The sequence below is a fragment of the Bradyrhizobium sp. 31Argb genome (assembly GCF_043638955.1).
Lineage (GTDB): Bacteria > Pseudomonadota > Alphaproteobacteria > Rhizobiales > Xanthobacteraceae > Bradyrhizobium.
The window spans coordinates 23,289-37,782 of the sequence record NZ_JBEGDB010000053.1 but is presented as its reverse complement, the minus strand read 5'-3'; the positions used below and the strand labels follow the sequence as shown (position 1 = coordinate 37,782).

General features: G+C 65.3%; 11 protein-coding genes. 9 read left to right on the top strand and 2 right to left on the bottom strand.

Going from position 1 to position 14,494, the window contains the following annotated elements; translation table 11 throughout:
* Positions 1–143: 143 nt before the first annotated feature.
* The gene (locus tag AAFX91_RS13480; RefSeq protein WP_394566816.1) at positions 144–794 is read left to right on the top strand and encodes a DNA-3-methyladenine glycosylase family protein; all 651 of its coding nucleotides are present in this window, start codon (positions 144–146) and stop codon (positions 792–794) included.
* A 99-nt stretch (positions 795–893) separates the two neighbouring features.
* Here AAFX91_RS13480 and AAFX91_RS13475 read toward each other — a convergent pair whose 3' ends face one another.
* The gene (locus tag AAFX91_RS13475; protein WP_394566815.1) at positions 894–1,781 is read right to left on the bottom strand and encodes a LysR family transcriptional regulator; all 888 of its coding nucleotides are present in this window, start codon (positions 1,779–1,781) and stop codon (positions 894–896) included.
* A gap of 134 nt (positions 1,782–1,915) precedes the next feature.
* On the opposite strand from AAFX91_RS13475, the gene AAFX91_RS13470 reads away from it, so the two are divergent.
* From AAFX91_RS13470 to AAFX91_RS13435, 8 genes are all read left to right on the top strand, one after another.
* Entirely contained in the window at positions 1,916–2,890 is a 975-nt protein-coding gene (locus AAFX91_RS13470) for an NAD(P)H-dependent flavin oxidoreductase (protein WP_394566814.1), read from the top strand.
* Positions 2,891–3,109: 219 nt separating this feature from the next.
* The gene (locus AAFX91_RS13465; RefSeq protein WP_394566813.1) at positions 3,110–4,291 is read left to right on the top strand and encodes an ABC transporter substrate-binding protein; all 1,182 of its coding nucleotides are present in this window, start codon (positions 3,110–3,112) and stop codon (positions 4,289–4,291) included.
* Entirely contained in the window at positions 4,281–5,849 is a 1,569-nt protein-coding gene (locus AAFX91_RS13460) for an acyl-CoA synthetase (protein WP_394566812.1), read from the top strand. Before AAFX91_RS13465 ends, AAFX91_RS13460 begins: the two co-directional genes overlap by 11 nt.
* Positions 5,850–5,982: 133 nt before the next feature.
* Positions 5,983–6,843 (top strand): helix-turn-helix domain-containing protein, encoded by an 861-nt coding sequence (locus AAFX91_RS13455; protein WP_394566811.1) that lies wholly within the window; start codon positions 5,983–5,985, stop codon positions 6,841–6,843.
* A 110-nt stretch (positions 6,844–6,953) separates the two neighbouring features.
* Entirely contained in the window at positions 6,954–8,315 is a 1,362-nt protein-coding gene (locus AAFX91_RS13450; RefSeq protein WP_282530228.1) for an FAD-binding oxidoreductase, read from the top strand.
* Positions 8,316–8,559: 244 nt separating this feature from the next.
* Complete coding sequence (locus AAFX91_RS13445) at positions 8,560–9,645, top strand: DUF2855 family protein (protein WP_394566810.1); 1,086 nt, start codon at positions 8,560–8,562, stop codon at positions 9,643–9,645.
* A 92-nt stretch (positions 9,646–9,737) separates the two neighbouring features.
* The gene (locus tag AAFX91_RS13440) at positions 9,738–11,525 is read left to right on the top strand and encodes an NAD(P)/FAD-dependent oxidoreductase (protein WP_130581511.1); all 1,788 of its coding nucleotides are present in this window, start codon (positions 9,738–9,740) and stop codon (positions 11,523–11,525) included.
* A gap of 128 nt (positions 11,526–11,653) precedes the next feature.
* A complete protein-coding gene (locus AAFX91_RS13435) occupies positions 11,654–12,628 on the top strand; it encodes a peptidyl-alpha-hydroxyglycine alpha-amidating lyase family protein (RefSeq protein ID WP_394566809.1) in 975 nt (324 codons plus the stop codon).
* Between the two features lie 13 nt (positions 12,629–12,641).
* Here AAFX91_RS13435 and AAFX91_RS13430 read toward each other — a convergent pair whose 3' ends face one another.
* Complete coding sequence (locus AAFX91_RS13430) at positions 12,642–14,402, bottom strand: chloride channel protein (protein ID WP_130581509.1); 1,761 nt, start codon at positions 14,400–14,402, stop codon at positions 12,642–12,644.
* Between the last annotated feature and the right edge of the window lie 92 nt (positions 14,403–14,494).

Below are 14,494 nucleotides of genomic sequence, written 5' to 3'. Positions count from 1 at the left end.
CCGCGCGAAACTACTTCGCCGTCGTCGCCATTGCCGCCACTCTGCTCTGGATAAGGTAACTGTCCACACGGCCTAGGACTCTTATCGATAGCAGATGGATGCGCGGGTCAAGCCCGCGCATGACGCGACGAGACTGTTCCTCCATGCTCATCCACTTCGAAACTCAGTCAGACCTCGAAGACGCAATCGAAACTCTTGTGAAGCAGGACAAGCGGCTGAGGCCGGTTCTGGAGGTCACCGGCATGCCGGCGCTGCGGCAGCGCGAGCCGGGCTTCGCCGGGCTTGCCGCGATCGTCTGCGGCCAGCAGCTTTCGACCGCGAGCGCCGCGGCGATCTGGGGCCGCGTCAGCAAGGCGTTCGATCCCTTTCATCATGATGCGATCGGCAAGGCGCGCGCCGATCGGCTTGGCCGGCTCGGCCTGTCGGCGGCGAAGATCAAAACGCTGAAGCACATCGCGCGCGAGCTCGCCGCCGAACGGCTGAACCTCCACGTGCTCGCGAACGAAGAGGCCGACATCGCCCACAACACGCTGACCGCCCTGCCCGGCATCGGACCGTGGACCGCGGACATCTATCTGTTGTTCTGCCTCGGCCATGGCGACGCCTGGCCGGCGGGCGATCTCGCCGTGCAGGAGGCGGTGAAGATCGGATTGGGGTTGAAGGAGCGGCCGACCGCCAAACAGATGGCCCCATTGGCCGAACCCTGGCGCCCGCTGCGCGGCGCCGCCGCGCATCTGTGGTGGGCCTATTACCGGGTGCTGAAGAAACGCGAAGGCGTGATCGCAGCTTCGTAGCCCGGGTGAAGCGCCAGCGTAACCCGGGACCGCTCGTCGACGCCGATGCAGGTGTCCCGGGTTACGCGTTCCGCTCCACCCGGGCTACGAAAGGTGTCGCTAGCCGCGCAGCCTGATGCGGTCTTCGCGGGCACTGGCTGTGACGAAGCTGGTGACGGCGCGGACGGCGGGCAGCTCGATCAGGTCCGGATGCGCGAGCAGCCAGAGATCGGAGACGCTGCCGAGCTTCTGCGGTGCGACCCGCACCAGATCTGGGTGGCTCGAAGCGACGAAGCACGACAGCGCCGAGATGCCGAGGCCGGCGCGCGCAGCGGCCAGCATGTCGCCTTGCGACGAGCAGCGCATTACGACCGTTCCCTGCCGCGTGATGAAGTCGCTCCAGCGCGCCAGATGCGCGTTCGACGCCTGGTCGGCAAACCCGATGATGCTGTGCCCCCGCCACTCGTCGCGCCGCTCCGGCAGCTTGCGCCGCGCGGCATAGTCGCGCGAGGCGTAGAACCCGGTGCCGAGCCGGCCTATTCTGCGCCCGATCAGGTTCTCCTCGCCAGCGTCGACCGGCCGCAGCACCACGTCGGCCTCGCGGCGGCGCACGCTGGCCGGAAACGGATGGGTGATGATCTCAAGCTGGATATGGTCGTGGTCACGCAGGAACGGCCCCAGCCGCGGCATCAGCCAGTGCGCGGCCAGCGTCGCACCGATCGACAGCTTCACGACGCCTCTCGCCTGCTCGCCGGTTGCGGAAGCCGCGGCCTCGGCGCGGAGTGCCGCAGCCGCCATGGCTTCGGCATGCTCGCGAAACTTGCGACCCTGCGAGGTCAGCGACAATCCGTCATTGGAACGCGCGAACAGGCGGGTGCCGAGTTGCTTCTCGAGCGCCGCGATCTTGCGGCCGACGGTCGGATGGCTGGCGCGCAGGCGGCGCCCGGCCGCGGCGAAACTCCTGGTCTCCGCCACGGCGATGAAGGTCTTGCACAGGTCCCAATCCATCCGACTGCCTCGCGTCGATAGCCCGTTCATTCCTGGTGGATTGACTGTTCAATATTGAACGCCGGCGTCGCCGCCGTCCAGCCCTATATTGACGGCGTCAAGATAAGGTGCCGCGGGCGCCGGGAGGATCAGACATGCCGTTGCCAGCATCGCTCGCCAACAGTCTCGAATTGCCGGTGGTCGGCTCGCCGCTGTTCATCGTGTCGGGGCCTGATCTCGTGATCGCCCAGTGCAAAGCCGGCATCGTCGGCTCGTTTCCGGCATTGAACGCTAGGCCGGCCGAGAAGCTCGACCAATGGCTGACGCAGATCGAGGACGAACTCGGCGAATACAAGGCGCAAAATCCGGGCAGGAAGGTCGCGCCCTACGCGGTCAACCAGATCTGCCACGCCTCCAACGACCGGCTGATGCGGGACATGGAAACCTGCGTGAAGCACAAGGTCCCCGTCATCATCACCTCGCTGCGGCCGCCACAGGAAATCGTCGAGGCCACGCATTCCTACGGCGGCGTGGTGTTTCACGACGTCATCAACGTCAAGCATGCGCGGAAAGCCGCCGAGCAGGGCGTCGACGGCCTGATCCTGGTCTGCGCCGGCGCCGGCGGACATGCCGGAACACTGTCGCCATTCGCGCTGGTGCGCGAGGTCAAGCAATGGTTCAAGGGCACCATCCTGCTGTCGGGCGCGATCTCCGACGGCTGGAGCATCGCCTCCGCGCTCGCGCTCGGCGCCGACCTCGCCTACATGGGCACCCGCTTCATCGCCACCCAAGAGGCCAATGCCGATCCGCGCTACAAGCAGGCGCTGACCGAACATGCCGCCCACGACATCGTCTATTCGAACCTGTTCACCGGTGTGCATGGCAACTACCTCGGACCGTCGATCGTGGCCGCCGGTCTCGATCCGAACAATCTGCCTGTCGCCGACAAGTCGAAGATGAACTTCGGCTCCGGCGGCAACACGAAGGCCAAGGCGTGGCGCGACATCTGGGGTTCGGGCCAGGGCATTGGCCAGATCACCGACACGCCGCCGGTCGCCGAACTGGTGGCGCGGCTCAAGGCGGAATTCACCGAAGCGCGCGGTGATTTCCTGAGACGCGCAAGCGCGTGAACCTGGTTTCACCTCGCCCCGCTCTTCGCGGGGAGAGGTCGAAATTCAAGCGCAGCTTGAATTTCGGGTGAGGGGCACCTCCGCGAGTCCCATCTGCCACCGTGTTTGCGGAGGCAGCCCCTCACCCCAACCCTCTCCCCGTAAGAACGGGGAGAGGGAGAGGCGGCATCGGCCGCTCCAAAACTAATAAGACGCTTTTTGATCATCGGGAGAGAGACCATGAAGCTGCGGCACGCATTGGCCGTTCTGTTTACGCTGGGTGCGATCACGGCGGCCTTCGCCGACGACAAGGACGACATCCGCATCGGCCAGACCCTGCCCTATAGCGGGCCGGCGTCCGGCTTCGGCACCATCGGGCGGACGCAGGAAGCCTTCTTTGCCAGGATCAATGCCGAAGGCGGCATCAACGGGCGCAAGGTGAAGTTCATCACGCTGGACGACGCCTATTCGCCGCCCAAGACGGTGGAGCAGACCCGCAAGCTGGTCGAACAGGAGGAGGTGCTGATGATGTTCGGCTCGCTCGGCACCGCGACCAACAGCGCCGTGCACCGCTACCTCAACGGCAAGAAGGTCCCGCAACTGTTCCTTTTGAGCGGCGCGACCAAATGGGCCGACCCGAAGAACTTCCCCTGGACCATGCCCGGCATGCCCGCCTACGAATCCGAAGGCGTCGTCTATGCCAAATATGTGCTGCAGGCCAAGCCCGAGGCCAGGATCGCGATCCTCTCCCAGAACGACGATTTCGGCCGCGACTATGTCGCAGGCTTCAAGCGCGCGCTCGGGTCCAAGGCCGCCGGCATGATCGTCGCGGAAGCAAGCTACGAGACCAGCGCGCCGACGATCAGTTCGCAGTTGGCGACATTGAAGGCCTCGGGCGCCAACGTGCTGTTCGCCGTGGTGCTCGGGAAATTCACATCGCAGTCGATCAAGGGCGTCGCCGAACTCGGCTGGAAGCCCGAGCTGTTCTTCGTGCCCACCTCGGCCTCCTCGATCTCGTTCCTGGAGCCGGCGGGACTGGAGAATGCGGTCGGCCTGATCTCTTCGAGCAATCAAAAGGACACGATGGATGTGCAGTGGGCCGATGACGCAGGCGTGAAACAATATTTTGCGTTCATGAAGCAATATCTGCCGAATGCCGACCTGAACAATTCCAACTACGCCGCCGGCTACCATTACGCGACGCTTCTGATGACCGTGCTCAGGGCATGCAAGGACGATTTCAGCCGCGAGAACATCCTGCGCCAGGCGACGTCGCTCCGCGAGGTCAAGCTGCCGCTATTGTTGCCGGGAATGACTGTATCGACCGGTCCGGATGACTATCTGCCGTTCCAGCAGTTGCAGTTAAGGCGATTCAACGGCAAGAGCTGGGTGAGCTTTGCCGAGATCCTCGATGACCGCTGAGCATGATGACAGAAACGATCGGGAGCGCGAGATGATCATCAGCGGTGAACGCCGGATCGGCTATGGCGAGATCAACGAGCGCATCGCCCGCGCGGCATCTGGTTTGCGCGCGCTCGGCGTGCGCGATGGCCGGCCGGTCGCGATGATGCTGCGCAACGACTTCGCGCTGTTCGAGGCGGTGGCTGCGTCCGCCGCGCTCGGCAGCCCGATCGTGCCGATCAACTGGCACCTGAAGGCCGAGGAAGTCGCCTACATCCTCGCCGACAGCGGCGCGGATGTCCTGATCTGTCATGCCGATCTGTTGCCGCAGATACGCGATGGGCTGCTCGCCGGGCTCAAGCTGCTGGTCGTGGCGACGCCTCCCGAGATCGCCGCGGCCTATGGCGTGCCGTCTGGACTGACCCAGGTGCCCGACGACCTGACCGACTGGGACCGCTGGCGCGACACGCATGCGCCCCTGACCGATGCCCCGATCGGCGCTTCGCCGATGTTCTACACCTCAGGCACCACGGGCCAGCCCAAGGGCGTGCGGCGCAAGCCGATGCCGCCGGAACTGCAGGCCGCGGCCGTGCGCGTCAGCGCGATCGCCTACGGCATCAAGCCGAACGACAACCAGATCGTCCTGATGAACGGGCCGATGTATCATTCGGCGCCGCACAGCTACGGCATGCTGGCGTTCCGCTGCGGCTGCACCATCGTGCTCGAGCCGCGCTTCGATCCCGAGGACCTGCTGCAGCTCATCGAGCGCCACCGCATTACCCATACGCACATGGTGCCGACAATGTTCGTCCGGCTGCTGCGGCTGCCGGAGGAAACGAGACGACGCTACGACGTCTCCTCGCTGCGCTTCGTCATTCACGGCGCCGCGCCATGTCCGCAGGATGTGAAGCGCGCGATGATCGACTGGTGGGGACTGGTGGTGAACGAATATCTGGGCTCCACCGAGACCGGAATCCCGATCTGGCATTCGGCGGCGGAGGCGCTGGCAAAGCCCGGCACCGTCGGCCGCGTGATCGAGGGCGGCATCGTGAAGATCTTCCGCCCCGACGGGACCGAATGCGACGTCAACGAGCCCGGCGAGATCTTCATGCGGCAGACCGCTATCCCGGATTTCGACTATCACGGCAACGCCAAGGCGCGCGCCGAGGCCGGGCGTGAGGGCCTCATCAGCGTCGGCGACGTCGGCTATCTCGATGAGGACGGCTATGTGTTCATGTGCGACCGCAAGCGCGACATGGTGATCTCAGGCGGCGTCAACATCTATCCCGCCGAGATCGAGAACGCGCTGATCGGCATGGAAGGCGTCCGCGACTGCGCGGTGTTCGGCGTCGCCGACGACGAATATGGCGAGCGGCTGTTCGCCTGCATCGAACCCGAACCGGGCGCCACACTGTCGGTCACCGCCGTGCAGGATTTCCTGCGCAGCAAGCTTGCCAACTTCAAGGTGCCGAAGGACATCCAGTTCATGGATGCGCTGCCGCGCGAAGCCACCGGCAAGATCTTCAAGCGCAAGCTGCGCGATCTGCATCGCGCAGGCACGCTCCGCGCATCCGTTTGACACGGCCGAGGCAAATGCGCTCTCACGCCTTTTCACGTGTGCGTTAGGGGCGGCTTCGCCGCCCTTTCGCGGCCTCCATCCGCGCCCAATCTAGCAGGCTTGTTTCATGCATTGCCGGCGGAGCGCGATCGGCGTGGCGAAGTTCGGTCAGGTGCGTTGGGCTCAGAAGGATGGCAGCCCCCCGACGACGTCCCAAGCGGACGGTCCGGCGGGCGAAAGCGGCGTGCGCGTGTTCCGGGCGCTATTCGACGGCGGGGCGCATTTCAGCGCCACACCGGGGCAGCACCTCGTCTTCGTTCAGATGTCACCCCATCTGCGGCTCGATTGCCGAATGGCTGGACGGCGGCTGCGCCACGAAACGGTTCAGGGCGCGCTCGCGATCTGTCCGGCCGGCATGGACTCGTCCGCCGACGCCGACGGCACGGCCGATATGCTGCTGGTCGCGGTCAAGCCGACCCAGCTTGCGCTTGCGGCGGCGGAGGATTCCGCGCTCGAAGCCGAGCTTCCGGAGCGGCTGTCGGGATATGATCAAACGCTTCAGCAGGCGGCGCAGTCGCTGGCAGCAGAGGGTGCGCAAGGCTATCCCAACGGTCCGCTGTTCTGGAGCGAAGCCGCGAGCCGCTTCATCGGACGCCTGGTGTCCGACTATACGTCGACGCCGCGACGCCCATTTCGCGGCCGGCTCGGTCAATGCGCGCTGCGGCGGATCAGAGACTATGTGCTCACCAATCTCGCCGAGCCGATCGAAGTCGCTGATCTCGCCGCACTCGCCGGCCGCAGCTCGTTCCATTTCTCGCGCGTATTCACCCGCTCGGTCGGCATGACGCCGTATCGCTACGTCGTCCATCTCCGCCTGCAGGCAGCGGCGCGGCATATGCGCGATGGACGAATGGGTCTCGCTGAAATCGCTGCCGACACCGGGTTTGCGGACCAGAGCCATTTGTCGCGATGGGTCCGACGCGTGTACGGCGTCGCGCCCTCCGAGTTCGCCTGAGCGTAACCAGCAAAACCGCAGGAATCTTCACGAACGCACGGCCCGCTTCTCCGTAAATCGGCAGATAACGCCGAGCATTCCGCTCGCGCCGATCACAGGAGAGTGAAGCCATGTCTGCTACGATCGATGCCGCCTGTTGCGGCCTGAGCGAGGACTTGCTTGGGCTGGTGTCATTGCCTGGCGATGACCGCTATGCGGCGGCGACCAGCATCTGGGCCAAGCAGGTCGGCGTCACGCCCGGCGCGGTCGTGCATTGCCGAACCGCGAGGGACGTTCAGGATGCGATCCGGGCCGCGCGCGAACGCGAAGTTCCACTGTCCGTTCGCGGCGGCGGACACGATTGGGCGGGCCGCGCGCTTTGCGAGGGCGCGGTGATCGACCTGAGCGGCATGCGCAACGTCGTGCTGAGCGCCGACCGTCGCAGCGCCACGATTGCAGGCGGTGCCCGCGCCGGCGACGTCGTTGCTGTCACCGATCCGTACGGACTGGCCGTGGTGGCGGGATCGGTTTCGAGCGTCGGCATCGCCGGGCTCACGCTCGGCGGCGGCTATGGTCCGCTGATCGGACGCTTCGGACTGGCGATCGACAACATGCTCGCCGCCGAGATCGTGCTGGCCGACGGCCGCATCGTGCATGCCGACACCGAGACCAACGCCGATCTGTTCTGGGCGCTGTGTGGCGGCGGCGGCAATTTCGGCGTGGTGACCGCGATGCGCCATCGCGTCCATGAACTGCCGAGCGTCCATTCCGGCATGCTCGTCTATCCCTTCTCCGAGGCCCGCGCGGTGCTCGAACGATGCAGCGCATTGATGGCGTCGGCGCCGGAGGAATTGACGGTGCAGCACACGCTCATGGCCGATCCAAGCGGCACGATGATGGTCCTGATCGTTCCAACCTGGAGCGGCCGGCCCGAAGACGGCGAAGCGAGACTTCAGCCGTTCGCCCGGCTGGGAACGCTGCTCGCAGGCAGTACCGAGCGCAAATCCTACGCGGCCCTGCTCGGCATGTTCGATCCCTACATCGCCAATGGATTGCAGACCGTGATGGACAGTTGCTGGCTGCCGGCGCTCGACCGCGACGCTATCGACGCGTTCATCCACGCAATGGAGAGCGCCGTCTCTCCGGGCTGCGCGATCATCACCCACGAATTCCGTGGCGCTGCGTCCCGTGTCGCGGAGACTGCGACGGCGTTCGGACTGCGTCGCGATCACGTGCTGGTCGAAATCCTCGCAAGCTTCCCGGATCGCTCCGACGCCAGCGACGTGCCGCGGCACCGGCACTGGACGCGCGGCACGCGCGAGCGCTTCGCCTCAGCGCTGCCCGGCGGTTATCCGAACTTTCTCGGCAAGAATGAACTCGATCGCGCAAGACAGAGCTACGGCGGCAACGCCGGGCGGCTGATGGAGATCAAGCATCGCTACGATCCCGACAACGTTTTCTCTTCCGCCATTCCACTGCCGCGTTCCGTTTAACGCTGAGGACGCGCATGCTGATTCATGTCGTTAGCACTGCTGTCGCGCTCATGCTGACCGCGTTCAGGGCAAGAAGGGCGGCGCCGCGTCTTCCTCGGACCCACAATTTCAAACGGCTTGTCAGGCCGGCGTCCGCTTCATCGCAGCCGCCGGAAGCGAACAGCGTTTTAAACTATGTTGCTGTTGCAAAACCTCCATCGCCCGACGCAAAGATGGCGGCACGTCACGAGCCGGAGCCGCCGCCATGACATCGACCGACTTCGTCGTCGCCCGCAACGATCTCAAGCATTGCAAGTTCATCGAGCGGACGCTGCCCGATGCCGCCGCGCTTCCAAGCGAGACGCTGTTGGTCAAGGTGACGAGCTTTGCGCTGACCGCCAACAACATCACCTATGCGGTGCTCGGCGACGAGCTGAAATACTGGCAGCTCTTCCCTGCACCGGAAGGGTTCGGCAACATTCCGGTGTGGGGATTTGGCGAGGTCATCGCCTCCCGCCATCCGAACGTTGCCGAAGGCGAACGGCTGTTCGGCTATTTTCCGATGGCGACGCACCTTGTGATCGAGGCCGCCGATGTCAGCAAGCGCGGCCTGCGCGACGGCGCCGCACATCGGCAGGGCGTGGCGCCGGTCTACAACGCCTATGCGCGCGTGAGCGGCAATGCCGCCTTTGCCGGGCGGCAGGGCGACTACCAGGCCTTGCTGCGGCCGCTGTTCATGCTGTCGTTCCTGGTCGACGACTTCCTCGCCGAGAACGGATTTTTCGGCGCGGAGAGCGTGATGCTCTCCTCCGCCTCCAGCAAGACCGCCTTCGGGCTCGCGCATCTCTTGCACACCAGAGGCATCAAGGTGATCGGCCTGACCTCGCCATCGAATACCGGCTTCGTGAAATCGCTCGGCTGCTACGACGAGGTCATCACCTATGATCGCGTCGCATCGCTGGCTGCCGATCGGCCGGCGGCGTTCATCGACATGGCCGGCAACAGCGGCTTGCGCGAAACGCTGCACCGGCATTTCGGTGCGCAGATGAAGTATTCCGGGCGCGTCGGACTGACGCATCGTCGCTCATCGGAGAACGAGCCGGAGCTGCCGGGCGCCAAGCCGAGCTGGTTCTCCGCGCCCGAGCAGATCCGCAAGCGCGCCAAGGAGTGGGGACCGGGCGGAATCGAGACCCGCTTCGGCCCAGCCTGGTCCGGCTTCGCGCCAAAGCTCGAACAATGGCTCAAGGTGACCCAAGGCCGCGGGCCTGCCGCCGTGCAAGCGGCCTATATTGATACCCTCAACGGCCGGGTGCCGCCGGAATTGGGGCATATCCTTACACTCTCGGAATAGCCGACATCCCGTCACGGCCTTTCTGCGGCCTGCCGAATAGGTATAGGCTGCAGGGGAACACGCCGCGGAGACGGCCGTGATGGGAAACGCTCATGCTCGACAAGACCGACGACATCTCGGTGGCCGCCGACACTTGGCTCGCGCGATTCGAGGACGCACTTCGCAAGCCCGGCGACGGCGCGCTCAATTTCCTGTTTCTCCCCGATAGTTTCTGGCGCGACATACTGGCGCTGAGCTGGAACATCCAGACCGTCGACGGCGCGGACGCCATCATTGCCGAGCTGAAGCGGCATGCGGGCCGCGCGGCACCACGCCGCCTGACGATCGATCCCGACCGCCGCGCGCCGCGCAAGGTGATGCGCGCCGGCACCAATGCGATCGAGGCGATGTTCAAGTTCGAAACCACGATCGGTCGCGGCAGCGGCATCGTCCGCCTGATCCCTGACCCTACCGACGGCAACACGCTGAAGGCCTGGACGCTCCTGACCGAGCTCGGCGAGCTCAAGGGTTTTGAGGAGCAGCTCGGCGTCAACCGCCCGCGCGGCAATGCCTATTCGCGTGATTTCCGCGGGCCGAACTGGCTCGACCTCCGCAAGGCGTCGACCGACTATGCCGACCGCGATCCGACCGTGCTCGTTGTCGGCGGCGGCCAGAGCGGGCTCTGCATCGCAGCACGGCTGAAGCAGTTGCAGGTCGATACGCTGATCGTCGATCGCGAGGAGCGCATCGGCGACAATTGGCGCAAGCGCTATCACGCGCTGACGCTGCACAACCAGGTGCAGGTCAACCACCTGCCCTACATGCACTTCCCGCCGAACTGGCCGACCTATATCCCGAAGGACAAGCTCGCCAACTGGTTCGAAGCCTATGTCGACGCCATGGAGCTGAACTTCTGGACCAGCACCGAGTTCGAAGGCGGGCAATATGACGAGAACGAAGGCCGCTGGACGGTGAGGCTGCGCTGCGCCGATGGCGCGAGGCGCGAGATGCATCCGCACCATGTGGTGCTCGCCACCGGCGTCAGCGGCATTCCGAACGTGCCTGATATTGCCGGCCTGAAGGATTTTTCCGGCAAGGTCATGCATTCCAGCCGCTATGACGACGGCGAGAACTGGAAAGGCAAACGCGCCATCGTGATCGGCACCGGCAATAGCGGCCACGACATCGCGCAGGACCTTTATTCCAGCGGCGCCAACGTGACGTTGGTGCAGCGCAGCCCGACGCTGGTGGTCAGCATCGAACCGTCGGCGCAGCTCGTCTACGCGCCCTACAATGATGGGACGCTCGACGACAATGACCTGATCACGATGTCGATGCCGCTCAAGCTGGGGCGCAAGAGCCACGCGATGGTGACGGAGAAATCGAAGGCGCTCGACAAGGACCTGCTCGAGGGCCTGGCGCGTGTCGGCTTCAGGCTCGACTACGGCGAGGACAACACCGGCTGGCAGTTCAAATATCTCACCCGCGGCGGCGGTTATTATTTCAACGTCGGCTGCTCCGACCTGATCGTGAAAGGCGAGATCGCGTTGAAGCAGTTTGCCGACGTCGCGACGTTTGTGGCCGATGGGGCCAGGATGAAGGATGGCGAGCTGGCCGCTGCCGACCTCGTGGTGCTCGCGACCGGCTACAAGCGCCAGGAGGAGTTGGTGAAGAAGCTGTTCGGCGCCGATGTCGCCGACCGCGTCGGCACGATCTGGGGCTTTGGCGAGGAGCAGGAGCTCCGCAACATGTACACCCGCACGCGCCAGGCGGGCCTCTGGCTGATCGCGGGCGGACTGGCGCAATGCCGGATCGGCTCGAAGCATCTGGCGCTGCAGATCAAGGCGATCGAGGAAGGCCTGCTGCCGCGCGACGTCGGGCCGCGGGCGATGTTTGCATGATTCACACCGTCATTCCGGGGCGCGCGAAGCGCGAGCCCGGAATCCATAACCACCATCGTGAGTATGGATTCCGGGCCTGCGCCTTGTGGCGCATCCCGGAATGACAACGACCTTGGGGAGGAAATCACATGCCGACCATCCTCGGCTCCGGCGAGCACCGCTACCGCGTGGTTCAGAACTGGGCCAAGCTGCCCGACGGCTGGCAGCTCACCGACGTCGCCTCCGTCGGGGTCGACAGCAAGGACCGCATCTATGTCTTCAACCGCGGCGCGCACCCGATGGTCGTGTTCGACCGCGACGGCAATTTCCTGCGGAGCTGGGGCGAAGGCCTGTTCTCCCGTGCCCACGGCCTGCACATCGATGCCGATGACAACCTCTATTGCACCGACGACGGCGACCACACCGTGCGCAAATGCTCAGCCGAGGGCAAGGTGCTGCTCACGATCGGCATCCCGAGCAAGCCCGCGCCGTTCATGAGCGGCGAGCCGTTCAACCGCTGCACCCACACCGCGCTGTCGCCGCAGGGCGAGATCTACGTCTCCGACGGCTACGGCAACGCCCGCGTCCACAAATTCACGCCCGACGGCAAGCTGATGCAGAGCTGGGGCGAGCCCGGCACCGATCCCGGACAGTTCAACATCGTTCACAACATCGCGACCGATGCTGATGGTTTTGTCTATGTCGCCGACCGCGAGAACCATCGCGTGCAGGTGTTCGACGGCAACGGGACATGCGAGACGCAGTGGAACAATTTGCACCGTCCCTGCGCGCTCTGCTGTTGCGGCGGCAGGCAACCGAACTTCGTGATCGGCGAACTCGGTCCCGGCATGGCCGTCAACCGCAAGGTGCCGAATCTTGGACCCCGGCTGACCATCGTCGATGCCAAGGGCAACCGCATCGCGCGGCTCGGCGGCGAAAGCGGTCCCGGTATCGAGACCGGCAAGTTCCTGGCGCCGCACGGCCTCGCGCTCGACTCCAAAGGCGACATCTATGTCGGCGAGGTCGGCGTCACCGACTGGAAGACCAGCTTTCCCGATGCCGAGATGCCTGCCGAAGTGAGGGTGGCGCGTTGCCTGCAGAAGCTGGAGAAGATTCCGGAATAGCCCGCTCCCGCGATCAAACCTCGCCGATCACCTCGCGCCGGCGCTGCTCGGATTCCTCGGCATAACGCCGCATCGCGTGCGCTTCGGTGAGGAGGCCGATCGGGCAGCGCTCCGCGCCCTCCTCGACCACGGCGAGCGATTCCGCTTCCGCGGCATCGAACACCGCAATCGCTTCCTGGATGTTCATGGACGGATGCAGCACCACGTCGCTGTGGCGCAGGATGCCGACGAGACCGTTGTGCATATCGATATCGGCCGCATGCGCGTCCGCGATCAATGCCAACCCGGCGTAACGCCCCTCGCCATCGACCGCAACCACCTGGGTTTTGGAGCCGAGCGGGAACTGCTTGCGGAACTGCGCTATTGGCACGTCCGCATTCACGGTCGTCATATCCCGGCGCATCAATTTGTCCACCGTGAGATCGCGGATCCAGCCGACATCGGCGGCGCTGCGGATGGTCTCGCCGCGCAGATGCAAGCGCCAGGTCGCAAATGAATAGCCGAACAGTTCCCGCGTGATCATCGTGGAGATGATGACGGAGACCAGCACCGCCGTGGTGAGCCAGAGATTGCCGGTCGATTCCAGCGCGATGAAGGACATCGTCAGCGGTCCGCCGATCACCGATGCCGACAACGCGCTCATGCCGATCACCGCATAGACGTCGGGATCGAGTTGGAGGCCCGGCCACAGCATATCGCAACCGGCGGCAAACAGCCGGCCGCCCAGCGCGCCCATGAACAGCGTGGCGAAGAACAGGCCGCCGCGAAACCCGCTGCCGAGCGAGACGATCGAGGCCATCGCTTTCAGGATCAGCACGCCGGCCATGAAGGCGAACGGTATCGACACGATGCCGCCGAGATGCAGCGCGCCATGACCCGAGGACATCACCTGCGGCGTCAGCAGCGCCATCAGCCCGACCGCGAAACCGCCGAGCGCCGTACGCAATGGCGGCCAGAGCCCTGTCTTTCCGAGCAGCGTCTCGCACAGCGTGACGCCGCGCATGATCGCGATGCCGAACAGCGCCGCCAGCACACCGAGCAGCGCGGCGATGGCAAGGTCGCGCCCCAGCACATCGCCGACGGTGTCGACGCCTACCCCCAGCGTCAGCACGCTGAAGGAATGGGCGACAAAATAGCCGGCGACCGCGGCAACCCCGACCGGCGCCAGGCTCGCGGGCGTATAGCCGCCGATCACAAGTTCGAAAGCATAGAAGGCGCCGGCCAGCGGCGCGCCGAAGGCGCCGGCGATCGCCGCCGCCGCTCCGCATCCGACCATGATGCGCTGGTCGATACGGCGCAGGTGGAAGGCGCGGCCGACCGAAGCTGCGATGCCGCTGGAGAGCTGCGTATAACCCGCCTCGAGCCCGACCGAGGCGCCGACGCCGGAGGACCAGATTGTCTGCAGCGCAACGATCACGCTGCCGCGGAACGACATCCGCCCGCCATAAAGGGCATTGGCCTCGATCGGATCGATCTCGCGCTTGGGCCGCCAGCGCGCCAGCGCGAGAAAGGCGAGGCCCAGGAGTAGCCCACCCAGGCTCGGAACCAACACGGCGCGCAGCGGGTCGAGGCTGATCTGGCTGGAGAGCCGCTCGCCGAACGGCAGGTCGAACAGGGCGACATGCAGGACCGAGACCGCGCCGCTCATGGCCGCGACCACCAGCCCGCCAATGGTTCCCGTCAGCACCGCCAGGACCACCAAGCTCGTTTCATGCGCGCGGACGAAGGCGCGCAGCCGGCGTGGAGCCTCGAGATAGCGGGACTTGGTGAGCATTGCAGAGGCCGCCGACGCAGGAGGTATCTGCGGCCTCGTTTACGGGCCCTGCAGGCGGGTGGCAATCACGGCGGGATCATGGCAGCGTGGAA